General features: G+C 71.0%; 22 protein-coding genes and 2 pseudogenes. 18 read left to right on the forward strand and 6 right to left on the reverse strand.

Annotation, left to right across the window (positions count from 1 at the left end; all coding sequences use genetic code 11):
• Window positions 1-29: 29 nt before the first annotated feature.
• Entirely contained in the window at window positions 30-1,469 is a 1,440-nt protein-coding gene (locus tag ACIP94_RS32570; RefSeq protein WP_402433764.1) for a gamma-aminobutyraldehyde dehydrogenase, read from the forward strand.
• A gap of 211 nt (window positions 1,470-1,680) precedes the next feature.
• A pseudogene (locus tag ACIP94_RS32575) lies at window positions 1,681-2,328 on the forward strand (PotD/PotF family extracellular solute-binding protein); the annotation flags it as partial.
• 126 nt (window positions 2,329-2,454) lie between these two features.
• Here ACIP94_RS32575 and ACIP94_RS32580 read toward each other — a convergent pair.
• A complete protein-coding gene (locus ACIP94_RS32580) occupies window positions 2,455-2,919 on the reverse strand; it encodes an SRPBCC family protein (RefSeq protein WP_402433767.1) in 465 nt (154 codons plus the stop codon).
• A 46-nt stretch (window positions 2,920-2,965) separates the two neighbouring features.
• On the opposite strand from ACIP94_RS32580, the gene ACIP94_RS32585 reads away from it, so the two are divergent.
• The 8 genes from ACIP94_RS32585 (at window position 2,966) to ACIP94_RS32620 (ending at window position 9,308) form a co-directional block, all read left to right on the forward strand.
• Window positions 2,966-3,574 carry a TetR/AcrR family transcriptional regulator gene (locus ACIP94_RS32585; RefSeq protein WP_402433770.1) on the forward strand — a complete coding sequence of 203 codons (609 nt, stop codon included), beginning with the start codon at window positions 2,966-2,968 and terminating at the stop codon, window positions 3,572-3,574.
• 304 nt (window positions 3,575-3,878) lie between these two features.
• Window positions 3,879-5,684, forward strand: a complete 1,806-nt coding sequence (locus tag ACIP94_RS32590) for an alkaline phosphatase family protein (RefSeq protein ID WP_402433773.1) — start codon at window positions 3,879-3,881, stop codon at window positions 5,682-5,684.
• 327 nt (window positions 5,685-6,011) lie between these two features.
• Complete coding sequence (locus ACIP94_RS32595) at window positions 6,012-6,425, forward strand: sortase-dependent protein (protein WP_402433776.1); 414 nt, start codon at window positions 6,012-6,014, stop codon at window positions 6,423-6,425.
• The gene (locus tag ACIP94_RS32600; RefSeq protein WP_402433779.1) at window positions 6,422-7,045 is read left to right on the forward strand and encodes a class F sortase; all 624 of its coding nucleotides are present in this window, start codon (window positions 6,422-6,424) and stop codon (window positions 7,043-7,045) included. The genes ACIP94_RS32595 and ACIP94_RS32600 overlap by 4 nt, the downstream gene beginning before the upstream one ends.
• 87 nt (window positions 7,046-7,132) lie before the next feature.
• Window positions 7,133-7,624, forward strand: a complete 492-nt coding sequence (locus tag ACIP94_RS32605; RefSeq protein WP_402433782.1) for an RNA polymerase sigma factor — start codon at window positions 7,133-7,135, stop codon at window positions 7,622-7,624.
• Window positions 7,608-8,117, forward strand: coding sequence for a hypothetical protein (locus ACIP94_RS32610; RefSeq protein WP_402433785.1), 510 nt, complete (start codon window positions 7,608-7,610; stop codon window positions 8,115-8,117). The genes ACIP94_RS32605 and ACIP94_RS32610 overlap by 17 nt, the downstream gene beginning before the upstream one ends.
• 112 nt (window positions 8,118-8,229) lie before the next feature.
• Entirely contained in the window at window positions 8,230-8,592 is a 363-nt protein-coding gene (locus ACIP94_RS32615; protein ID WP_402433788.1) for an ArsR/SmtB family transcription factor, read from the forward strand.
• Between the two features lie 179 nt (window positions 8,593-8,771).
• Window positions 8,772-9,308, forward strand: a complete 537-nt coding sequence (locus ACIP94_RS32620) for a hypothetical protein (RefSeq protein WP_402433791.1) — start codon at window positions 8,772-8,774, stop codon at window positions 9,306-9,308.
• Here ACIP94_RS32620 and ACIP94_RS32625 read toward each other — a convergent pair.
• Together ACIP94_RS32625 and ACIP94_RS32630 are read right to left on the reverse strand one after the other, a co-directional pair.
• The gene (locus ACIP94_RS32625) at window positions 9,298-10,035 is read right to left on the reverse strand and encodes a glycerophosphodiester phosphodiesterase (protein WP_402433794.1); all 738 of its coding nucleotides are present in this window, start codon (window positions 10,033-10,035) and stop codon (window positions 9,298-9,300) included. The genes ACIP94_RS32620 and ACIP94_RS32625 overlap by 11 nt on opposite strands.
• 22 nt (window positions 10,036-10,057) lie before the next feature.
• A pseudogene (locus ACIP94_RS32630) lies at window positions 10,058-11,183 on the reverse strand (adenosine deaminase).
• Window positions 11,184-11,331: 148 nt separating this feature from the next.
• Between ACIP94_RS32630 and ACIP94_RS32635 the strand changes: the two are divergent.
• Window positions 11,332-12,057, forward strand: coding sequence for a DUF4190 domain-containing protein (locus ACIP94_RS32635; protein WP_402433797.1), 726 nt, complete (start codon window positions 11,332-11,334; stop codon window positions 12,055-12,057).
• Between the two features lie 101 nt (window positions 12,058-12,158).
• On the forward strand, window positions 12,159-12,653 hold the full coding sequence (locus ACIP94_RS32640) for a DUF4190 domain-containing protein (protein ID WP_402433800.1): 495 nt from the start codon (window positions 12,159-12,161) through the stop codon (window positions 12,651-12,653).
• A gap of 86 nt (window positions 12,654-12,739) precedes the next feature.
• Here ACIP94_RS32640 and ACIP94_RS32645 read toward each other — a convergent pair whose 3' ends face one another.
• Complete coding sequence (locus ACIP94_RS32645) at window positions 12,740-13,300, reverse strand: NADAR family protein (protein WP_402433803.1); 561 nt, start codon at window positions 13,298-13,300, stop codon at window positions 12,740-12,742.
• Between the two features lie 210 nt (window positions 13,301-13,510).
• Between ACIP94_RS32645 and ACIP94_RS32650 the strand changes: the two genes are divergently transcribed.
• The 6 genes from ACIP94_RS32650 to ACIP94_RS32675 are packed head-to-tail and all read left to right on the forward strand — an operon-like array spanning window position 13,511 to window position 20,719.
• Complete coding sequence (locus ACIP94_RS32650) at window positions 13,511-15,064, forward strand: gamma-aminobutyraldehyde dehydrogenase (RefSeq protein WP_402433806.1); 1,554 nt, start codon at window positions 13,511-13,513, stop codon at window positions 15,062-15,064.
• A gap of 52 nt (window positions 15,065-15,116) precedes the next feature.
• Complete coding sequence (locus tag ACIP94_RS32655; RefSeq protein ID WP_402433809.1) at window positions 15,117-16,364, forward strand: PotD/PotF family extracellular solute-binding protein; 1,248 nt, start codon at window positions 15,117-15,119, stop codon at window positions 16,362-16,364.
• Window positions 16,361-17,533: an ABC transporter ATP-binding protein gene (locus ACIP94_RS32660; RefSeq protein ID WP_402433812.1), complete on the forward strand. Its 1,173-nt coding sequence runs from the start codon at window positions 16,361-16,363 to the stop codon at window positions 17,531-17,533. The genes ACIP94_RS32655 and ACIP94_RS32660 overlap by 4 nt, the downstream gene beginning before the upstream one ends.
• Window positions 17,533-18,462 (forward strand): ABC transporter permease, encoded by a 930-nt coding sequence (locus ACIP94_RS32665; RefSeq protein WP_402433815.1) that lies wholly within the window; start codon window positions 17,533-17,535, stop codon window positions 18,460-18,462. Before ACIP94_RS32660 ends, ACIP94_RS32665 begins: the two co-directional genes overlap by 1 nt.
• Window positions 18,463-19,263: an ABC transporter permease gene (locus ACIP94_RS32670; RefSeq protein WP_402433818.1), complete on the forward strand. Its 801-nt coding sequence runs from the start codon at window positions 18,463-18,465 to the stop codon at window positions 19,261-19,263.
• 37 nt (window positions 19,264-19,300) lie between these two features.
• Window positions 19,301-20,719: an NAD(P)/FAD-dependent oxidoreductase gene (locus ACIP94_RS32675; protein ID WP_402433821.1), complete on the forward strand. Its 1,419-nt coding sequence runs from the start codon at window positions 19,301-19,303 to the stop codon at window positions 20,717-20,719.
• 63 nt (window positions 20,720-20,782) lie between these two features.
• Here ACIP94_RS32675 and ACIP94_RS32680 read toward each other — a convergent pair whose 3' ends face one another.
• Window positions 20,783-21,487: a phosphatase PAP2 family protein gene (locus ACIP94_RS32680; RefSeq protein WP_402433824.1), complete on the reverse strand. Its 705-nt coding sequence runs from the start codon at window positions 21,485-21,487 to the stop codon at window positions 20,783-20,785.
• 503 nt (window positions 21,488-21,990) lie between these two features.
• Window positions 21,991-23,325, reverse strand: coding sequence for a 4-aminobutyrate--2-oxoglutarate transaminase (gene gabT, locus ACIP94_RS32685; RefSeq protein WP_402433827.1), 1,335 nt, complete (start codon window positions 23,323-23,325; stop codon window positions 21,991-21,993).
• Between the last annotated feature and the right edge of the window lie 59 nt (window positions 23,326-23,384).

Here is a 23,384-nt window from a genome sequence, read left to right on the forward strand (position 1 = left end):
TTGGACACCCGAACCTTGGAGGGCCCGCAGTGAGCACCGAGCTGCGTCGTCTGCGCAACTACATCGACGGCGGATTCCGCGACGCCGCCGACGGACGGACCACCGAGGTGGTCAACCCCTCGACCGGCGAGGCGTACGCGACCGCCCCGCTGTCCGGGCAGGCGGACGTCGACGCCGCGATGGCGGCCGCCGCCGCGGCCTTCCCGGCCTGGCGCGACACCACGCCCGCCGAGCGACAGAAGGCACTCCTCAAGATCGCTGACGCCTTCGAGGAGCGCGCCGAGGAACTGATCGCGGCCGAGGTCGAGAACACCGGCAAGCCGATCGGGCTGACCCGGTCGGAGGAGATCCCGCCGATGGTCGATCAGATCCGCTTCTTCGCGGGCGCGGCCCGGATGCTCGAGGGCCGCTCGGCCGGCGAGTACATGGAGGGGATGACCTCGATCATCCGCCGTGAGCCGGTCGGCGTCTGCGCGCAGGTCGCGCCGTGGAACTACCCGATGATGATGGCCGTGTGGAAGTTCGCCCCGGCCATCGCGGCGGGCAACACGGTCGTGCTGAAGCCGTCGGACACCACCCCGGCGTCCACGGTCCTGATCGCCGACGTCATCGGCTCGATCCTGCCCAAGGGCGTCTTCAACGTCATCTGCGGCGACCGCGACACCGGCCGCATGATGGTCGAGCACCCGACCCCGGCGATGGCCTCCATCACCGGCTCCGTGCGCGCCGGCATGTCGGTCGCCGAGTCCGCGGCCAAGGACGTCAAGCGCGTCCACCTGGAGCTGGGCGGCAAGGCACCGGTCGTCGTCTTCGAGGACACCGACATCGCCAAGGCGGTCGAGGACATCTCGGTGGCGGGCTTCTTCAACGCCGGCCAGGACTGCACGGCCGCCACCCGCGTCCTCGTCCACGAGTCCATCCACGACGAGTTCGTGGCCGCGCTCGCCAAGGCCGCCGCCGAGACGAAGACGGGCCGGCCGGACGACGAGGAGGTGCTCTACGGGCCCCTCAACAACCCGAACCAGCTCAAGCAGGTCTCCGGCTTCATCGAGCGCCTCCCCGCGCACGCCAAGGTCGAGACCGGCGGCCACCAGGTCGGCGACACGGGCTACTTCTACGCGCCGACCGTCGTCTCGGGCCTCAAGCAGGACGACGAGATCATCCAGAACGAGGTTTTCGGCCCGGTCATCACCGTCCAGTCCTTCACGGACGAGGCGCAGGCCGTGGAGTGGGCCAACGGGGTCGACTACGCCCTCGCGTCCTCGGTGTGGACGAAGGACCACGCGCGCGCGATGCGGCTGTCCAAGGCGCTCGACTTCGGCTGCGTGTGGATCAACACGCACATCCCGCTGGTCGCGGAGATGCCGCACGGTGGCTTCAAGAAGTCCGGCTACGGCAAGGACCTGTCGGCCTACGGCTTCGACGACTACACCCGCATCAAGCACGTGATGACGTCGCTGGACGCGTAAGGGCGCCTGGGCGGGCGCGAGGAGTCGTGCGGGGCACGCGCAAGGACGCGTAGCCGCACGCGAGCGCCCGAAGCGCGGGCGCGGGCGCCGATGCCGCAGGTGCGAGGCCCCGCACGGGAGTTGTCCCGTGCGGGGCCTTCCCGTGGGCCCGGCGGCACCCGTCGGTCACCGCCTGCCGATCGACAGGGTGCCGGGTTCCCACCAGGGCGCTCGACGCGGCGTCGAGATCCGGCATGTACGGGACCTGTGGGCATCCGACCTCAAGGGCCGGGTCACCCTGCTCTCCGGTCTGGACGAGGCGTTCGCGCTGCTGATGCAGGGCAACGGGGTGGACATCACCCGGTGGACCGCCGACGACTTCCACCGGGTCTGCGACCAGGTCGAGCGGCATGTCCGCGGCGGCCGGATCCGCCGGTTCACCGGGAACGACTACACCAAGGACCTGGTCAGCGGCGATGTGCTGGCCTGCCAGGCGTACTCGGGCGATGTGATCCAGCTCCAGGCGGACAACCCGGACATCCGGTTCGTCGTCCCCGAGGAGGGCGCCGAACTGTGGTCGGACTCCCTGATGATCCCCGATCGGGCCCGCCACAAGGCGAACGCAGAGCGGCTGGTCGACTACTACTACCAGCCGGAGGTCGCCGCGTCGCTCGCCGCCTGGGTGAACTACGTCTGCCCGGTCCCCGCCGCCCGGGAGGTCCTGGCCGCGTCGAAGGACAAGGACACCGCCGCCCTCGCCGCGAACCCGCTGATCTTCCCGGACGCGACGATGCGCCGCCGCCTGGCGATCGCCCGGGAGATCACCTCGACGGAGCGGGTGGAGTTCGCCAAGCGCTGGAACAAGATCGTGGGGCTGTGAGGGCGGTCCCGCTCCGTCTTCGGCGCTCATCGGGGACAGAAGGCCGAGGGCGACGAGCGCGCCGGGCGGCCCGCCCGGCGGCAGCACGGCGACCGTGCGCCGTCCGGCGGCCGAGTTCCAGCGCCGTCAGGAGCCGGCGGCGGACACATGGCGAGCCAACTCGAAGGCCAGGCGCTGCATGACCGTGCGGTTGGCACGCCGCATCGCGGCCCGGACGGCGGGCGCAAACAGTCGTTCGGCGAGAGGGGCGCGCGTCCAGGCGTAGGTGAACGAGATGCGGCTCCCACCGGTTGACAGCGCTGTGATGGTGTAGGTGCCGTGGGCCAGGCGTCGGCCGCCCGCGCTGATGTTGCGTTCGACGATGCGCCGCGGCGCATCGGCCTCGACGACGTCGATGGTGACATCGCTCTTCACGCCGCCCAGCGCGGCGGTGACAGTGGCGCGCGAACCGATGCCGCGGCCGGGACCGTCGTAGCGCCAGTCGCTCAGATAGTGGTTGGTGAATCGCTCGTGGTGAGCCATGACATCCAGGAAGTCGTAGACCTGCTCGGGCGCCTGCGGTACCTCGATCGACACGGTGACAGACTTCATGTACCACACGGTACATGGCTCATGTGCCCCTGGGTACACTCCCGTTGTGGTGAATACGGACGACTCGCACACCAAGGGCGAGGCCGCCCACGGCAGGGACGGGGACAGGCGCGCACAACTGGTGGACGCTGCCGTCGACCACGTCGCGGCGCACGGCATCACGGACCTGAGCCTGCGCCGCCTGGGCGCCGCGATCGGCGTCAGCCACCGCATGCTGATCCACTACTTCGGCTCCAAGGAACAGTTGCTCGTCGAGATCGTTCGGACGTCGGAGCGGCGCCAGCGCGATCTGCTGTCCCGGCTCCGCCTGGAGCCCGGTCTCGCGCCCACCGATGTCGCGCGGTTGCTGTGGCAGCAGCTGACGGACCCGCAACTAGCGGGCCAGGAACGGCTCTTCTTCGAGATCTGCGGGCACGCGCTGCGGGGCCGCCCTGAGGCGGTTTCGGTCCTCGAAGGGCTGGTGACGGACTGGCTGGAGCCGCTCGTGGCCGCCGAGACGGCCGCGGGGGCAAGCCCCGCCGCGGCCCGGAGCCGTGCCAGGCTGGGACTCGCCACCGTCCGTGGTCTGTTGCTCGACCTGCTCGCCACCGGTGACCGCGTCGGCGTCGACGCGGCGATGGAGGAGTTCCTCCGGCTGTACTACGGCTCGGACTGACACCGCTCCCGATCGGATCAAGGCGCTGGGCCGGACGACTCCACCGGCCCGGTCCGCCCGGGAAGGCTCCGAGCCGGATACGGGGGCACACGCGGACTACGGCGACGTCGACGTCACTGTCGCCGCCACCGTCCCCACTCGCCCCGGCCACCCTCGTCCCGGCGTCAACTTGTCTAAACAAGTTTCACTGTGGTTCGTCCGGTCGACAGGGGCGACCGATACCCATATCCCGTTCGTGAACGCCTGGTCAGACCGAAACACCATCACCCCTACGGCACCCTCATCTACGGGACGAGGTACACACATGAGACAGCGATGGAGATCCCTCGGCGGGCTCCTCACCCTCCTCGGTGCACTGATCGTCGCCGCTCCCGCCCCCGCCCAGGCGGCGGGGGGCAGCGGCAACCTGATCGTCAACGGGGACGCCGAGTCCGGCGGCTACTGCACCGGCGACTGGGGCGCGGCCACCACCGTGCCCGGCTGGACCACCGAGGCCGGCGGACCGGACGTCATGTGCTCCTCCGTCGGTTCCTTCGGGCTGCCCGGTGACGGCAAGACACCCGGCAGGGCCTTCTTCGGACCCGGCAACCTCGGCGACGGCGCGATGACGCAGACCGTCGACGTCTCCTCTGCGGCCGCGGCGATCGACGGCGGGGGAGTGAGCTACAATCTCTCCGGCTGGCTCGGCGGCTGGACCGTCTACAGCGGCTATGTCGCGGTCGGTCTGCACTTCCACGACGCGAACGGCCGGCCGCTCGGCGCGACCGCCACACTGCCGGCCGTCTCCGCGAGCGACCGGGGCCTGGCCACCAAGTTCCTCTCGCGCAGCGCCACCGGCGCGGTCCCCGCCGGGACCCGGTCCGTCCAGGTCGAGGTGCAGTTCCTGTCGACGTCCAACGAGACCGGCTACCTGGACAACCTCTCGCTCACCCTGAACACCCCGGTCGCGCCGCCCGCTCCGGTCACTCCGCCCGTGTCGAAGGTGCCCGGTTACGACCATGTGTTCACGGTCATGATGGAGAACACCGACTACTCCGAGATCATGAACGACCCGGCCGACACGCCCTACATCCACAGCCTGATGGCCCAGGGCGCGACGCTGACCGACGCGCACGGCGTCTACCACCCGAGCGACGAGAACTACCTCGCCATCGCCGGCGGCGACACCTACGCCAAGGGCGCCACCTACTGGCCCGACATCAACTCCCCCCAGCGCAACCTGGGTGACACCCTGGAGGCGGCCGGCAAGAGCTGGAAGGCCTACGAGCAGGGCATGGGCACGCCCTGCAACACCAGCACCGCCTACGACCGTTACTACGAGCCCGACGACGCGCCGTTCATCAACTACACCGACATCAGCGGCAACCCGTCCCGCTGCGCCGCCCACCTGTTCGACACCTCGCAGCTGACCGCCGACCTGAAGTCGGCCGCGACCACCCCGAACTTCTCCTGGATCGCCGCCGACGACTACTACGACGGCGAGGCCTCCGGCAACGGCAACGCCACCAGCCTGAAGACTCAGGACGGCTGGCTGAAGCAGACCCTCGCCCCCGTGCTGGCCTCTCCCGCCTGGACCCAGCAGCGCTCGCTGCTCCTCCTGACCTGGGACGAGAGCGACAGCGAGGGGTACAACCACCTGGCCACCGTGGCCGTCGGCTCGCAAGGCACCGTCCCCGCCGGGACCAGCAGCCCGGACCACTACGACCATTACGGCATCGGCCGCACCATCGAGGCGGCCCTCGGCCTGCCCGGTCTGACCGCCAACGACACCTACGCGACGCCGCTGAACGCTGCCTTCGCGCCGTCCACCGCCACGAGGCCGACGCTCACCGGCACCCTGAACGCGGCCGCGAGCGGCGGCAACGTCACCTTCCGGTACGCGGTGCCGTCCGCAGCGCAGGTGAATGCGAAGAACTGGATCGGCATCTACCCGGCGGGGGTGACCCCCGGCCGGCAATCCTCGCTGACCTGGTCCTACGCCCCCAACGCCAGCGGTGCGCTGACCTTCTCCACCGGCAAGCTCAACGGAGCGGGCACGTACGACGTCTACTACCTCGCCAACGACGGCTACTCGGTGCTGGCCGGGCCCTTCTCCCTGTCCGTCGGCTGACCGGCCGGTAGCGGTACGGGCCCGCACGCCCCGCCCCAGCCGACGTCGCCGCCCGCGGCGTTCGGTGCCGGCGGGCACCGGCAGTGGGGTGCGCGGGCCTGTACCAGGACGACGCGGAGGACCTGCACGGCGGGGTCGGGAATCAGTTCGTCCGTCATGCTGCGATTCCATCGCCGCGGCGCCTCGGCCGTCCAAGACCGACTGGGTGGCACCGATCACTCGGCTTTGCCTTCTCTTTACAACCCGCCTCCGTGCTGCCTCGTCTCTCCGCTCGATCCGTACGCCAGCCCGCCGGGAACGAGCGGGCCGACGAAAGAGAGCGACTTCATGCGCCGAACCGTCCTTTGCGGCATCGCACTCGCGTGCACCGCCGTGCTGGCGGGCACCGTGCCCGCGTCCGCCCACGGGGCGAGCCCCAGCGCCGCACCCACGGGCCGCCCCACCGCCACCGTCGCCCCGGCTCCCAGCGCCCCGCCCACCGCGGTGCCGACCAGGGCCTCCGCGACTCCGAGCCCCGTGCCGACCAGGGCCTCCGCGACTCCGAGCGCCGCACCCACCCGTCCGTCGGCCCGGGGTCAGGTCTCCGTCGTGCCGAAGGGCGCGCCCAACACCGGTGTGACGGCCTCGTCCTCGAACTCCGGGGCCGAGGGCGGGCTCATCGGCGGGGGCGCCGCCGCGGTGCTGGCCGCGGGCGGCGCGGCGGTCCTCGTCGTACGTCGCCGGCGGGCGAACGGGGCATGAGCCCCCTCTTCAGGCGCGCCTTCGCCGCCGCGGTGATGGTCACGCTTCTCGTGGGCTGCGGCGGCCCCCAGGCGCACCGGTCCACGGCCCCGGGCTCCGGCGGCGCGCCACCGCCCTCGCCGGCCTCCGTCAAGTCGGCGCGGATGCCCGCGCGTTCGGCCCCGGTGCGGCTGCGGATCCCGGCCGTCGGGGTCGACACCCCGGTCGTCCGGCTGGGGCTGGCGGCGGACGGCACGGTGCAGGTGCCACCGGTGACGGCCCACGACCGGGCGGGCTGGTACCGGTACTCGCCGACACCGGGCCAGGCCGGCCCGTCGGTCATCCTGGGCCATGTCACGGTCGGCGCCTACGGGGACGGGGTCTTCCGCCACCTCGCGCGGCTGCGCCGGGGCGACCGGATCGAGACGCGCCTGGAGAACGGCACGACGGCGGTGTTCGCCGTCCGCGCCGTGCGCACGGTCGCCAAGGCGGACTTCCCTGTCGACGAGGTCTACGGGAACGTGGACCGCCCGGAGCTGCGGCTCATCACCTGCGGCGGCCCCCGTACCGGCGACGGCTATCTCGACAACGTGATCGTCTTCGCCGCGCTGAGCGCCGCCCCGGCGTCCCCCCACCCCTGACCCGACGTCATGGATCCCGGGCCGGCGGAACGTACCCCGGCGGCCCGGGGTCCTTCCCCACGAGTGCCCTGACGACCCTGGAGAGCGTTGAAACGGTCCCGTGAGAGGGCGGCGTCCGAGCTGTTCGCCGCCCTCTACCCGCGCCTTGCCGGCTGGTGCCGCCGTCTCGTCGACGACGACGAGACGGCGCACGAGATCGCCTCGGAGGCGTTCACCCGGCTCTGGGCCCGCTGGACGTCAGTGGAGGAGCCCCGCGGCTTCCTCTACGTCACCGCGGCCAACCTCGTCCGGGACCACTGGCGCAAGCTGGAGCGCGAGCGCAGAGCCGTGCACCGGGTCACCTCGGAAGTCGCCGTCCGCCCTCACACCGAGCAGGCCGACCCGTCGGTGCGCCTGCTCGTGCAGTCGCTGCCGGAACGACTGCGCGTCCCGATCCTGCTGCACTACTACGCTGACATGCCGATCCGGGAGGTGTCCGTGCTGACCGGGCGCAAGGAGGGAACCGTCAAGGCCGATCTCCACGCGGCCCGGGAACTGCTCCGCGTCCATCTGAGGAGAAGCCTTGACCACACGCCTTGACGACGGCCCGGAGTTCGAACCCGACGACCCCCTCGCGGTGATCCTCCGGCCGCCCTCCGAACACCTCGGCCCGCCCCCCGGCCGGTACCAGGCGATCCGCCGGGCCGCGGTCCGCCGCCGGATGCTGCGCGCGGCGGCCGGGGCCGGTGTCACCTGCGCCGCCGCCGTCCTCGTCGCGCTGGGGCTCCATCTGACGACACCCGAGGCACCCGCGTCCCCCGTGGTCCCGCTCGCGCCACCGCCCGCGAGCGGTCGTACGCTGCCCGCCCCGTCGGCGTCCGCCGCCCCGTCGGCGTCCCCCTCGCAGTCGAGGCCGCCCGAGCCCGCGAGCCCCAAGCCCACCCGGAGGCCACAGGCCGACGCGACCAGCGCCCCGAGCAGTTCGGCTGTGCCCACTCGCAGGCCGTCGGCGACACCGACCTCGGCCCGGGTCGAGCCGTCGGCGAGCGCCACCAGCGGCCTCCCCGTGCCCGGGCGCGGCACCCGGCCATAGCCCGCGTTCCGGCCGGCCGGGCCGTCCGGAACGGTACGAGCCGCGGACCGGGCCCCTACACTGGGGCACCGCGCGTGCGTCGACAGTGATCAGGGCGGGACGGGAGCGGACAGTGCCGGAGAACCTCGGTGGCTTCGAGGATCCGTCCGCCGAGGTCCTGGCGGAGGCGGCCCGCGCCTTCGGGCTGCTCGCCTCGGCGTCACGACTGCATCTGCTCTGGGCCCTGGCCCAGGGCGAGAGCGATGTCACCCGCCTCGCGGAACGGGTGGGCGGAGCCCTGCCCGCGGTCAGCCGGCATCTGTCCAAGCTGAAGCTCGCGGGTCTGGTGGGCTCGCGTCGCGAGGGCCGGCGCCAGGTCTACTACGTCGACGATCCGGACGCCGTCACGGTCGTCCGGACCCTGGTCGGCCAACTGGCGGCGCGCGCCGCCGAGTCGGCCGTCCCCGCGCCCCGGCGGCACACGAACGGCGTCTAGGACCACGAGACGTCCCGATACCTGCCGCCGGCTCCGTACGAGGCTCCTCGGGCGAGGGCGGTGGAGTGCGCCGCCCTGACAACGGCCGCCACGGCAACGGATGCGGAGTCGGCCAGGGGAGGGGGCCCCGATCCCGGCCCCTCTTTTGAACGTGTTCAACTCACGGGTACGCTTCCGGCATGAGCGACAGAGCCGCCCTTGTGAAGGGCATTCGCGCCTGGTTGGTCTTCTTCGTCGTCTGCCTCGTGCTCAGCGGTGCCACGGCCTTCCCCCTGGTGCACGAACTGCGCTGGACCGAGGATCTGCTCACGTCCCTGTCGGTGCCCCGGCACCTCCCCGTCCTCATGGACTGGATCGAGCGGGTACGCCAGGGGATCGACGCCACCGACGCCCGGTACCCCTTCGTGCTGTACGGCACGGACTGGCTGGCGTTCGCCCACCTCGTGATCGCGGTCGCCTTCTACGGGCCCTACCGCGACCCCGTCCGCAACGTCTGGGTCGTCGAGTTCGGGATGATCGCCTGCGTGGGCATCGTCCCGCTCGCCCTGATCTGCGGACCGATCCGCGGAATCCCCTTCTGGTGGTCGGTGATCGACATGTCGTTCGGGGCCTTCGGCGTGATACCGCTTTATGTGGTGCGGAAGAAGATCAAAAGGCTGGAGGGGCTGACGGCGCCGGCCGCGTGGGCCCCTTCCGCCGTGGCCGTCAGCGAGTGAACACCTGGCGCGCGGTCATGTCCGTCTGCCCGGCCCCCGGGCCTCGGTGGCCGCGCACCGCGTGCAGGGCGTCGAGGCGGTTCGTCGTGATCGAGTCCACGCCCAGGCCGAGCAGGCGCCTCATCGAGCGGCGGGTGTCGGGGGTCCACACGGACAGCAGATGGCCGCCCCGGTGCACCCGGGCCGCCAGCTCCGCACTCACCAGCGAGAAGCGGTAGTTGAGCCAGCGCGGGCGCACCGCGTCCAGCACGGCGGGCCGCGGCGGCGCCAGGGTCGTCCAGGTCAGGGCGATCTCCGCCGCGGAGTCGGCGGCCCGGACCGCCAGCATGGTCTGCGCCCCCGCGCAGTAGTACACCCGCTCCCCGGCGCCGCACTCCCGGACCACGTCCACGATCCGGCGCACGGCGCGGGCCGAGGGCGCACCCGGCAGGTCGATCATGACCCGGCTTCCGTCGGTCGCGGCCAGGGCCTCCGCCAGGGTCGGCACTCCGCCCGCCGTGAGCCCCTGCACCTCGGCGGCGGAGAGCGCGGCGAGCGGCCGGTCCCGCTCCCACAGCCGCTTCAGGGTCGCGTCGTGCAGCAGGACGGGAACGCCGTCCCGGGTGAGCCGTACGTCGATCTCGACCGCGTCCGCGCCCCGTCGGAGCGCGGAACGCAGCGAGCCGATCGTGTTCTCGCGGTGGCGGTAGGGGTCGCCGCGATGGGCCACGGCAGTCACGGTGCGCATGGGGCTCATTGTGTCGGTGTGATCAGGGCGCGAGCCAGGCCGTGGTGTAGGTGTCGATCTCGGCCGTCAGCTTCTTCTTGCCGGCGTCGTCGAGGAAGGAGGCCTCCACCGCGTTCCTGGCGAGATCGGCGAGACCCCGCTCGTCGAGGTCCAGCAGCCGTGCGGCGACCGCGTACTCGTTGTTGAGGTCCGTGCCGAACATCGGCGGGTCGTCCGAGTTGATCGTCACGAGCACACCGGCCTGCACGAACTCCCTGAGGGGGTGCTCGTCGAGCGTGCTGACGGCGCGCGTGGCGATGTTGGAGGTCGGGCAGACCTCCAGCGCGATGCGGTGCTCGGCGAGGTGCGCGAGCAGCTTGGGGTCCTGGGCGGAGCTGGTGCCGTGCCCGATGCGCTCGGCGCGCAGCTCGACGAGGGCGTCCCAGACCGTCTGCGGGCCGGTCGTCTCGCCCGCGTGCGGCACCGACCGTAGGCCGGCCGCGATGGCCTGGTCGAAGTACGGCTTGAACTGCGGCCGGGGCACGCCGATCTCGGGTCCGCCGAGCCCGAACGAGATGAGCCCCTCAGGCCGCAGCCGGTCGTCCGTGGCCAGCCGGGCCGTCTCCTCGGCGGACTCCAGGCCCGCCTCACCGGGGATGTCGAAGCACCAGCGCAGCACGGTCCCGAACTCGGCCTCGGCCGCCTTGCGGGCGTCCTCGATCGCGTCCATGAACGCGCGCTCGTCGATGCCGCGCCGGGTGGAGGAGAAGGGGGTGATGGTCAGCTCGGCGTAGCGGACCTGCTGCCGGGCCATGTCGCGAGCGACCTCGTAGGTCAGCAGGCGCACGTCCTCGGGGGTCCGGATGAGGTCGACGACGGACAGGTACACCTCGATGAAGTGCGCGAAGTCCGTGAAGGTGAAGTAGTCGGCCAGGGCCTCGGGGTCGGTGGGCACCTTGGAGTCGGGGTGGCGCGCGGCCAGTTCCGCGACGATACGGGGGGAGGCGGAGCCGACATGGTGCACGTGCAGTTCGGCCTTGGGCAGTCCGGCGATGAAGGCGTGCAGGTCGCGCACGGCACCGGTGTCGCGGTGGTCGGTCAAGGTTCCTCCCCGGGAACGGCGCCCCGGCGCCGGGTGGGGGCGGGACGCGGGTGATCGGCTGATCGATGACTCGGGGACGATCCTAGGCATACGGTCCGGCCTGGCGTCACGGCCGTCCGCGCGCGGCCCTGCGCCGGCGGTGGTGCGGGGGTGCCCGGAGCACCGGAGGAGGCCGGGCCGTAGCATGACGGTCCGAGGAACCAGGGGGGTTGGCCATGGCCGGCGAAGCACATCCGGGACAGGACGCCGCAGCGGGAGCGGACGATCCGTGGGCACCGCCGGAGCGGAAGGTGTCGATGGACAAGCCCCCCGCCGTGCCGCCGCGGACCGGTGAGCCTCCGGTGGGCCGGCCTCCGATGGACGCGCCCGCGTCCTCCTTCCACGACCAGCGGACGATGGGCGGCATGCCGCCGGCGGGCGGGTTCGCCCCGCCCGGTTCCGGAGCGGCGGGCGGTGCCCCGGGTGTGGGCGACGGAGGCTTCCCCGTGCCTCCGCCGCCGGTCGCGCCGGCCGACCCCGCCGCCTCCGCGTACGCCACCCCGGCCGGCTACGGCTACCCCGTGCCCCCGGGCTACGCCGGCTACGGCTGGCCCGGGGTGCCCGCGCCTCCGCGCAACGGGCTCGGGGTCGCCGCCATGGTCCTGGGCATCCTCTCGGTGTGCCTCTTCTGCCTGTACGGCGTGGTCTCCCTGGTCCTCGGCATCCTCGCGGTGATCTTCGGGATCAAGGGCCGCAAGCGTGCGGAGGCGGGGGAGGCCGACAACCGCGGCCAGGCCCTCGCGGGCTTCATCCTCGGCATCGTCGGGGTCGTCCTCGGGGTGGCCGTGATCGTGCTGATGGTCATCGGGATCACGATGGCGATCAACCATCGCCCGACCTCCGACGACCCCTACGCCGGGGACGCCCTCAGGGTCTCGGCACCGGCGCAGTTCCACGGCTGATTCCCCGCCGGGCCCGGGTTGCCCCTCCGTTCGCCGGATGCCCAACGCGGCGAACAGGGGCCACTACGATGCTGTGAGCATCAATGGAGGGGAGACCAGTCATGTCCAACGCCAGCCCGGGGGGCGGCGGCTTCGGACCGCCACAGCAACCGCCGCAGCCGACGCCCGGCTACGGATACCCGCAGCCCGGCCCGCAGTCCGGTCCGGGGTACGGATACCCGCAGGCGGGCCCGCAGTCCGGCCCCGGATACGGATACCCGCAGGCGGGCCCGTCCTACCCGGCCGCGCCCCCCATGGCGCCCGGCTACGCCATGCCCGCCCAGCCGAGCAACGGCATGGGCACCACGGGGCTGGTGCTGGGCATCATCGGCCTGGTGTGCAGCCTGACCTTCTTCCTGTGGTTCCTCGGCGTCATCCTCGGCATCCTCGCGATCATCTTCGGCGCCATCGGCCGGGGGAAGGCCAACCGGGGCGAGGCCACCAACAAGGGCGCGGCGACCGCCGGGCTGGTCTGCGGAATCGTGGCGACCGTGGTGCTCCCGTTGCTGGGCTTCGCGCTCTTCGCGAGCTTCCTGGGCAGCGCCGGCACCTTCTGAACCGGGCCTGGGCGTAGCAGGGGCCGTCCCGCGGGGGCGGCCCCTTCCTCATCCACGGCTGTACCCGAGATCCACGGTTCCCCCGATCACGCCTGCGCCCGCAGCCGCTCCCGCGCCTCCATCAGTGCGAACCCCAGCAGATTCGGCCCCCGCCAGCGCTCCGGAGTCGCCGCCGCCTCGTCGTCCGCGGCGAGACCGATGCCCCACACACGGTCCACCGGGCTCGCCTCGACCAGCACCCGCTCGCCCGTGCCCAGCAGTAACGTCCGCAGATCGGCGTGCGCTGCGAACTTGTGGACGCTGCCCTCGACCACGATCGCGAACCGCTCCCGCTGCCATATCGCCTCGTCGAAGCCGCGCACCAGCCGGCCCGCCCGCTTGGCGAGCGCCGGGTTCGGCGCGTCGAGGGCCCTGCGCTCCGCGTCCGCGTCGCCGAAGAGGCGTGCCTTGGACGCCATCATCCAGTGCTCCGCCGTCGCGTACTCCACTGCGTCCACGGTGAACGGCGACGGCCACCACTGGCTCAGACAGCCGGCCCCGATCTGTCCGTCCCTGCCCGGCCGGTGTCCCCAGAAATACAGATACCTGACCCTCGCCCCCGCGTGGACCGCCCTGACCAGGGCTTCCCGAGAATCGATCTTCTCCATGCCACCCGAGTCTGGCAGGCACCACTGACACTCCGTCCCTCCTTTTTCGGGAGCACTCGACACCTGGTCGACAGATTCCGTCGCGTAACCAAAAGGCAACAACGGAATCACTTGTTGGAGTCCACTTGCTCTGTCAGGATCGGCACTCAAATCGAGCCGGAGCTACGCCAGCCCCCGCGCGGACGCGGGCCGGCGGCGGAGGAGAGCGCTATGCACAACCCGGGCAACGCCGACGGTGCCGACGCCCGCCGAAGGACGCGGGACGACATAGGGACACGTTTCGCGGCCGGTGCGCAGTACATCGCGGGCCGGCCGGCCAGAGGCACATCGGGTCGCACGCACGCGGTGGTCGACCCGTCCACGGGCGACGAGGTGTACACCTACGAGCTGGCCGGCGCCGAGGACGTCGACCGCGCGGTGGCCGCCGCCCGCGCCGCTTTCCCCGAGTGGGCCGGCGCGACCCCGGGCGAGCGCTCCGACGCGCTGCACCGCTTCGCCTCCGTCCTCGCGGACCAGGCCGAGGACTTCGCCCGCCTCGAGTCCCTCCAGTGCGGCAAACCCCTGAAGCTGACCCGGGAGTTCGACGTACCGGGCACGATCGACAACACCGCCTTCTTCGCCGGTGCCGCCCGGCATCTCCAGGGGCAGTCGGCCGGCGAGTACTCCGGCGACCACACCTCCTACGTACGCCGGGAGGCCATCGGGGTCGTCGGCTCCATCGCGCCCTGGAACTACCCCCTCCAGATGGCCGCCTGGAAGATCCTGCCGGCGATCGCCGCGGGCAACACCATCGTGCTGAAGCCCGCCGAGCTCACCCCGCTGACCTCGCTGCTGTTCGCCCGGGCAGCCACCGAGGCGGGCATCCCGGACGGTGTGATCAACATCGTCACCGGGGCCGGCAGGGAGGCGGGCGAGCATCTCGTCGGCCACCCGGACGTCGCCATGACCTCGTTCACCGGCTCCACCGCCGTCGGCCGGCGGGTGGCCGAGATCGCCACCGCCACCGTCAAGCGGCTCCACCTGGAACTGGGCGGCAAGGCCCCCTTCGTCGTCTTCGACGACGCCGACCTGGAGGCCGCCGTCCACGGCGCCGTCGCGGGCGCGCTCATCAACACCGGGCAGGACTGCACGGCCGCCACGCGCGCGTATGTGCAACGGCCCCTCTACGAGGAGTTCGTCTCCCGCACGGCCGCCCTCATGGAGAGCGTCCGGCTCGGCGACCCCTTCGCGCCGGGGACCGACCTTGGCCCGCTGATCTCGCACGTCCAGCGCGACCGGGTGGCCGCCTTCGTGGACCGGGCGCGGTCCTACGCGCGCGTGGTCACCGGCGGCGAGGCACCCGGGGGCGACCTCGCCAAGGGTGCCTACTTCCGGCCCACCCTGATCGCCGACGCCGCGCAGGACAGCGAGGTCGTCCGGTCCGAGATCTTCGGACCGGTCCTGGTGGTCCTGCCCTTCGACTCCGACGACGACGGCATCCGGCTCGCCAACGACACTCCCTACGGCCTCGCCGCCTCCGCCTGGAGCCGGGACGTCTACCGGGCGAACCGCGCCACCCGCGAGATCAGGGCGGGCTGCGTGTGGGTCAACGACCACATTCCGATCATCAGTGAGATGCCGCACGGCGGATATAAGGCGTCCGGCTTCGGCAAGGACATGTCCTCGTATTCGTTCGAGGAATACACGCAGATCAAGCACGTAATGTTCGACAACACGGCGGTGGCCCGCAAGGACTGGCACCGCACCATCTTCGGGGACCGATAGACCAGACCCGGCCGCCGACCACGGCCCACCTTCCCGAAAGGGCACCACGCGCATGGAGCAGTACGAGCCCGACCGCCTCTCCCCGGCCCAAGTGGCCGCCATGCGGCGCAGCTTCCGCAACGGCGGGGCCTCCCTTACCCGCCGTTCGCTGCTGCGCGCCACCGCGGGCGGCGCGCTCGCGGTCGGCGGACTCGGGGCGCTGAGCGCCTGCGGGATCCCCGCGGCCGACAAGAACCCGGGAGGCACGTCCGCCGACGACCACTCGGCCAAGGAGAAGGTCGTCAACTTCTCCAACTGGCCCGAGTACATCGACGTGGACGACAAGACCAAGCGGCACCCCACCCTCGACGCGTTCGCCAGGGGGACCGGCATCCAGGTCAAGTACACCGAGGACATCAACGACAACGACGAGTTCTTCGGCAAGATCCAGCCGGAGCTCGCCGCCGGCCAGGACACCGGCCGCGACCTGATCGTCCTCACCGACTGGCTGGCCGCCCGGATGATCCGGCTCGGATACGTCCAGAAACTGGACCCGTCCAACCTGCCGCATGCCTTCGCCAACCTGTCGGACCAGTTCCGCGCCCCGGACTGGGACCCGGGCCGGGCGTACTCCTACCCCTGGCAGGGCATCTCGACCGTCATCGCGTACAACAAGAAGGCGCTCGACGGCGTCGAGGTGAAGTCGGTCTCCGACCTGCTCGACAACCCCAAGCTCAAGGGCCGCGTCGGCTTCCTCACCGAGATGCGCGACAGCATCGGCATGACCATGCTCGACATGGGCAAGGACCCGGCCAAGTTCACCGACGACGACTACGACGCGGTGATCGACCGCCTCCAGAAGGCCGTCGACAAGGGCCAGATCCGCCGCTTCACCGGCAACGACTACACCTCGGACCTCACCAAGGGCGACTTCGCCGCCTGCGTGGCGTGGGGCGGCGACATTGTCCAGCTCCAGGCGGACAACCCCGACGTCGGCTATGTCATCCCCGACAGCGGCTACATGACGTCTACCGACAACATGCTGATCCCCAACAAGGCGCGTCACAAGACGAATGCCGAGCGGCTCATCGACTTCTTCTACGAGCCCGAGCCGGCCGCCGAGCTCGCCGCGTACGTCAACTACGTGAGCCCCGTCGCGGGAGTGCAGCCCTATCTTTCGAAGATCGACAAGGCGGCGGCGAGCAATCCGCTGATCCTTCCCGACAAGGCCATGCAGGCGAAGTCCCATGCCTTCCGCGCCCTGACGCAGAAGGAAGAGACGGCCTACCAGCAGAAGTTCTCGAAGCTCACAGGGGCGTGACGACGATGACGACACCAGACAACAGCGGCGACGTCCGCCTCTTTGGGATCTCCAAGACCTACGGCGCCTTCACCGCCGTTCACCCGCTGGACCTGACCGTGCCGCAGGGCTCCTTCTTCGCCCTGCTCGGCGCCTCCGGCTGCGGCAAGACCACCACCCTGCGCATGATCGCCGGCCTGGAGGAGCCCACCACGGGCGCCGTGCGCCTCGGCGACCAGGACGTGACGCACCTGCCGCCGTACAAGCGGCCGGTGAACACGGTCTTCCAGTCCTACGCCCTCTTCCCGCACCTCGACATCTTCGAGAACGTCGCCTTCGGTCTGCGCCGACGCGGCATCAAGTCGGTGAAGAAGCAGGTCGAGGAGATGCTCGACCTGGTGCAACTCGGCGAGCAGGCGCGCAAGAAGCCGCACCAGCTCTCCGGCGGCCAGCAGCAGCGCGTCGCCGTGGCCCGGGCGCTGATCAACCACCCCAAGGTGCTCCTTCTCGACGAGCCCCTCGGCGCCCTGGACCTGAAGCTGCGCCGGCAGATGCAGCTGGAGCTCAAGCGCATCCAGACCGAGGTCGGCATCACCTTCATCCATGTCACGCACGATCAGGAGGAGGCCATGACCATGGCCGACACGATCGCCGTGATGAACGCGGGCCGCGTCGAGCAGCTCGGCTCGCCCACCGACCTCTACGAGAACCCCCAGACCACCTTCGTCGCCAACTTCCTCGGCACCTCCAACCTGATCGAGGCCGAGGTGGATGCCAAGAGCGGCGACGAGATCATCCTCAAGGCGGGCGGCGGCAAACTCTCGCTGCCCGAGGCCCGATGTTCCGCGCCGACGAGGACGGGCGGCAAGGTGCTGGTCGGTGTCCGCCCGGAGAAGATCTCCCTCACTCACGCCGACGACGCGGGGGAGATACCCGACGGCCGCAACCGCATCACGGGCAAGATCGCCGACTCCAGCTTCATCGGTGTCTCCACCCAGTACGTCATCGACAGCCCCGTCTGCCCGGAGTTCGAGGTCTACGCCCAGAACATCGACCGCGACCGGCGCCTGGTGCCCGGCGCCGACGTCGTCCTGCACTGGGACCCGGCGCACACCTTCGGCCTGGACGCGGCGCAGGACATCGACGCCGGCGTGGAGACCGTAGAGCCGGAAGAGGGAGTGGCCGCCTGATGACCGCTGTCACCGAGGCGCCCCCACCCCTCGCGCCCACCGCCCCCGAGACCAAGCCCCCGCGCAAGCGGGGCCGTCTCACGCCGTACTGGCTGCTGCTGCCCGGCATCCTCTGGCTGGTCGTCTTCTTCGCGCTGCCGATGATCTACCAGGCGTCCACGTCGGTGCAGACGGGTTCGCTGGAGCAGGGCTACAAGGTCACCTGGCACTTCGCGACCTACTGGGACGCGCTGAGCCAGTACTGGCCGCAGTTCGTCCGCTCGGTCCTCTACGCGGCCGCCGCGACGCTGCTGTGTCTGCTGCTCGGTTACCCACTGGCGTACCTCATCGCCTTCCGCGCGGGCCGCTGGCGCAACCTGATCATGATCCTGGTGATCGCCCCGTTCTTCACCAGCTTCCTGATCCGCACCCTGGCCTGGAAGACGATCCTCGCGGACAACGGCCCGGTCGTCGGTGCCCTCGGGACGCTGCATGTCCTGGGCGTCACCAACTGGCTCGGCTGGACCGCCGGCGACCGCGTCCTCGCCACTCCGCTGGCGGTGGTGTGCGGTCTGACGTACAACTTCCTGCCGTTCATGATCCTGCCGCTGTACACCTCGCTGGAGCGCATCGACGGACGCCTCCACGAGGCGGCGGGCGACCTGTACGCCAAGCCCTTGACGACCTTCCGGAAGGTCACCTTCCCGCTGTCGATGCCGGGTGTGGTCTCCGGCACGCTGCTGACCTTCATCCCGGCGTCCGGTGACTACGTCAACGCCGATCTGCTCGGCTCGACGGACACCCGCATGGTCGGAAACGTCATCCAGACGCAGTTCCTGCGGATCCTCGACTATCCGACGGCCGCGGCGCTCTCCTTCATCCTCATGGCCGCGATCCTCATCATGGTCACGGTCTACATTCGCAGGTCCGGGACGGAGGATCTGGTTTAAATGGCCTTCGTACGCTGGCTCAGGCACAATCTCGTCGTTCTCGCGGGGCTGCTGACGCTCGGATATCTTCTGCTGCCGAACGTCATCGTCACGGTGTTCTCCTTCAACAAACCGAAGGGGCGCTTCAACTACGAGTGGCAGCAGTTCTCCACGGACGCCTGGAAGAACCCGTGCGGTGTCGCCGACATGTGCGGCTCGCTGTCGGTCAGCCTCCAGATCGCGGTGTGGGCGACGCTCGGCGCAACCGTCCTCGGCACGATGATCGCCTTCGCGCTGGTGCGCTACCGCTTCCGCGCCCGTGGCGCCGTCAACTCGCTGATCTTCCTGCCGATGGCGATGCCCGAGGTCGTCATGGCGGCCTCGCTGCTCACCCTCTTTCTCAACATGGGCGCGCAGCTCGGCTTCTGGACGATCCTCATCGCGCACATCATGTTCTGTCTCAGCTTCGTCGTCACCGCGGTCAAGGCGCGTGTGATGTCGATGGACCCGCGCCTGGAGCAGGCGGCCCAGGATCTCTACGCCGGGCCCGTGCAGACCTTCCTGCGCGTCACCCTACCCATCGCGTCCCCCGGAATCGCCGCGGGCGCGCTGCTCGCCTTCGCGCTCTCCTTCGACGATTTCATCATCACCAATTTCAACGCGGGTTCGACCGTCACCTTCCCCATGTTCGTCTGGGGATCGGCACAGCGCGGAACGCCCGTTCAGATCAATGTCATCGGTACGGCCATGTTCATCGTCGCCGTCCTGTTGGTCCTGGCCTCCATGGCCCTGAGTAATCGCCGAAACCGCCAGAAGGCGTAAACCGCTCCGTGTAATGCACTGGTAGGGAGTTGAAATCATGGCCCCAAGCGCCATGACCCGTTGGACGAAATCTCTTTCCGAAGCACAGCCGGTCCCGTACTGGCTGGAAGACCCGGGCAAGCCCCACCCCGAGCCCGCCCTCACCGGCACCGAGACCTGCGACCTGCTGGTCGTCGGCGGCGGCTACAGCGGACTGTGGACCGCGCTCATCGCCAAGGAGCGCGACCCGCAGCGGGACGTGGTGCTGGTGGAGGGCCGCGAGGCGGGCTGGGCCGCCTCGGGCCGCAACGGCGGCTTCTGCGCCGCCTCCCTCACCCACGGCCTCGCCAACGGCCTGGCCCGCTGGCCGAACGACATCCACAAGCTCGAGGAACTGGGCGCCCGCAACCTGGACGAGATCGAGAAGGCCGTCGCCCGCCACGACCTCGACTGCGACTTCGAGCGCACCGGCGAGATCGACGTGGCGACCGAGACGTACCAGGCGTGGGAGCTGCGGGACCGGTACGACGAGATGCGGCGCCAGGGCCTCGCCGAGGGCACCGAGTTCCTGGACGCGGAGGCGGTACGGGAGCAGGTCGACTCGCCGACCTTCCTCGCCGGGCTGTACGACCGCCGGGGCGTGGCCATGGTCCATCCGGCCAAGCTGGCCTGGGGCCTCAAGCGCGCCTGCCTCCGCCTGGGCGTCCGGATCCACGAGCACACGCCCGCGCTCACCCTGCGGCCGTACGGCGCCGGCATGGCCGTACGCACCCCGTACGGACAGGTCCGCGCGCGCCGGGTCGCGCTCGGCACCAACGTCTTCCCCAGCCTGGTGCGACGGGTGCGCTCGTACACCATCCCGGTCTACGACTACGCGCTGATGACCGAGCCGCTCACCGACGGGCAACTGGCGTCGATCGGCTGGAGGAACCGCCAGGGACTCGGGGACTCGGCGAACCAGTTCCACTACTTCCGGCTCTCGGCCGACAACCGCATCCTGTGGGGCGGTTACGACGCGATCTACCCGTACGGCAAGCGGGTGCGTGCCGAGTACGACGACCGCCCGGAGACGTACGCCAAGCTCGCGGGGCACTTCTTCACCTGCTTCCCGCAGCTGGAGGGCGTCCGCTTCACCCACGCGTGGGGCGGCGCCATCGACACCTGCTCGCGCTTCTCGGCGTTCTTCGGGACGGCCTACCAGGGCAAGGTCGCGTACGCGGCCGGATACACGGGGCTCGGTGTGGGCGCCACCCGCTTCGGCGCGGACGTGATGCTGGATCTCCTGGCGGGGGAGCGCACGGAACGGACGGAGCTGGAGATGGTCCGCAAGAAGCCGCTGCCCTTCCCGCCCGAGCCCTTCGCCTGGACGGGCATCGCGCTCACCAAGTGGTCGCTGGCCCGGGCCGACGCCCACGGCGGACGGCGCAACCTCTGGCTGAGGGCGATGGACCGCCTCGGGCTGGGCTTCGACAGCTGAACCGTCCCCGGCGGGCGGCCGCGCCCGCCGGAGGTCTGGACAACCGGTTGATCTCCCGGCCGGCTATGCCGGCCGGGACCGAGGACGGCCGCCTCGGCCGAGCAGAGGGCCGAGGACGAGCCGCAGCGCGCACAGCAGCACCGCGCACAGACACCAACTGCCCACCACATCAAGGGGCCAGTGGTAGCCGTGGCGGACCAGGCCGAAAGCCACGGCCAGGTTGAGGGCCGCGCAGAGGGCGAGCAGTCCGCGACGGGCGCGCACGGTGGTCAGCCACGGCCACAGCACCAGCGCCGCCGCGCCGTAGGCGATCGCCGCGGTGGCGGTGTGCCCCGAGGGATAGAAGCCCGTCGACGGGCCCATGACGGGTGGGCCCGGCCGGGCGATCAGCTCCTTCAGCGGCACGATCAGCGCGGGCAGGGCCGCCGTCAGCCCGGCCGCCGCGACGGGTGGGAGCCACCATCGGCACGCCCCCGCCCGCCGGGCGCGCCAGGCCGCCCAGCAGAGGGCCAGGACGAGGACGGGGACGGTGACCGCGATGTTCCCCAGGTCCGCGAGCAGCCCCGACACCTGGTCCGGGCGGACGACGTCCCGGTCGATCCGCTGGTCCGCCCGCGCGAGCGGCCCATGGGCGACGACCTGCCAGGTGATCAGGAGGAAGAGCAGCCCCGCGGCGGCCAGGACGAGGGCCGGCCACAGCGGAACGGGCGGCCGGCTGCGGGGCGGGGGAGGCGCGGGCCTGGGGTACCGCGCTGGGGAGGGGGGCACCGGGACAGCTTCGCAGGGGCGGCCTGCGCTGGACACACCTGGGGTTCTCAGCGAGAAACGCAAGTCGGCCGCCCCGGAACAGGGGGGTGGTTCCGAGGCGGCCGGCCGGATCGGGGTGCCGCCCGCCCCGGGGGGTCTGGGGCGTGCGGCCGTCCGATCGGTGAGGAGATCCGGAGCTGGAGGCCCCGGGTGTGTGCGCGAGGGCACGACCAGGTCGAAGCTGGGGAGGCCCGGCCCGGTGCCGACCACAGTCCCCTGTGGACGGGTGTATCTCTCATCTGCCGAGAAACCTACGGCAGGAAAAACCGCTCCGACAGCCGGAACCGCGTCTTGCCATCCACCTCCCACACCTTCTTCACACGCTCTGACCGCCGCCGCCCCGGCCCGGAATCCTGACGGGGGAACGGGGGGCGGGGCGGACGGGGCGCATGAGGCGCATGGGGTGCTCAGCCGGTGGCCGGGCCGCGGTTTTCGCCGCGCCCGGCGGAGGCGTGCCGGTTGGCTCAGATGCGCGCGAAGGCCTGCTCGATGATGTCGAGGCCCTCGTTCAGCAGGTCCTGGCCGATCACCAGCGGGGGCAGGAAGCGCAGCACATTGCCGTAGGTGCCACAGGTCAGGACCAGCAGGCCCTCCTGGTGGCAGGCCTTGGCGAGCGCGGCGGCCGCCTGCGGGTTCGGCTCCTTGGTGGCGCGGTCCTTGACCAGCTCGATCGCGATCATCGCGCCGCGGCCGCGGACGTCGCCGATCACGTCGAACTTCTCGGCCATCGCCGTGAGGCGGGCCTTCATGGTCTCCTCGATCTCCCTCGCCCGGGCGTTGAGGTCGAACTCCTTCATCGTCTCGATGGCACCGAGCGCACCCGCGCAGGCGACCGGGTTGCCGCCGTAGGTGCCGCCCAGGCCGCCCGCGTGCGCGGCGTCCATGATCTCGGCGCGGCCGGTCACGGCGGCCAGCGGCAGACCGCCGGCGATGCCCTTGGCGGTGGTGATCAGGTCCGGGACGATGCCCTCGTCCTCGCACGCGAACCACTGGCCGGTGCGGCAGAAGCCGGACTGGATCTCGTCGGCGACGAAGACGATGCCGTTGTCGGTGGCGAACTGGCGCAGCGCGGGCAGGAAGCCCTTCGCCGGCTCGATGAAGCCGCCCTCGCCGAGCACCGGCTCGATGATGATCGCGGCCACGTTGTCGGCGCCGACCTGCTTGGTGATCTGGTCGATGGCCTGGGCGGCGGCCTCCGGGCCGCAGTTCTCCGGACCGGTCGGCCAGCGGTAGGCGTACGCCATCGGCATGCGGTAGACCTCGGGCGCGAACGGACCGAAGCCGTGCTTGTACGGCATGTTCTTGGCGGTGAGCGCCATCGTCAGGTTCGTCCGGCCGTGGTAGCCGTGGTCGAAGACGACGACCGCCTGGCGCTTGGTGTAGGCGCGGGCGATCTTGACGGCGTTCTCGACGGCCTCGGCGCCCGAGTTGAACAGCGCGGACTTCTTGGCGTGGTCACCCGGCGTGAGCTCGGCCAGCGCCTCGGCGACGGCCACATAGCCCTCGTACGGCGTGACCATGAAACAGGTGTGGGTGAAGTCCTGGAGCTGCGCCGAGGCGCGGCGGACGACGGCCTCGGCGGAGGCGCCGACCGAGGTCACGGCGATGCCGGAGCCGAAGTCGATCAGGCGGTTGCCGTCGACGTCCTCGATGATCCCGCCACCGGCGCGCGTGGTGAAGACCGGCAGCACGGAGCCCACGCCCTGCGCGACCACGGCGGTACGGCGGGCCTGCAGCTCCTGCGACTTCGGGCCGGGGATGGCGGTGACGACGCGGCGCTCCTGCGGAAGTGCGCTCATGGGGGCTCCCTGATGATCGTGCGAACCGAACCGGAGGTTCCGGTGCACCGGTGTTCCGG

This window comes from Streptomyces sp. NPDC093261 (assembly GCF_044753645.1).
GTDB lineage: Bacteria > Actinomycetota > Actinomycetes > Streptomycetales > Streptomycetaceae > Streptomyces.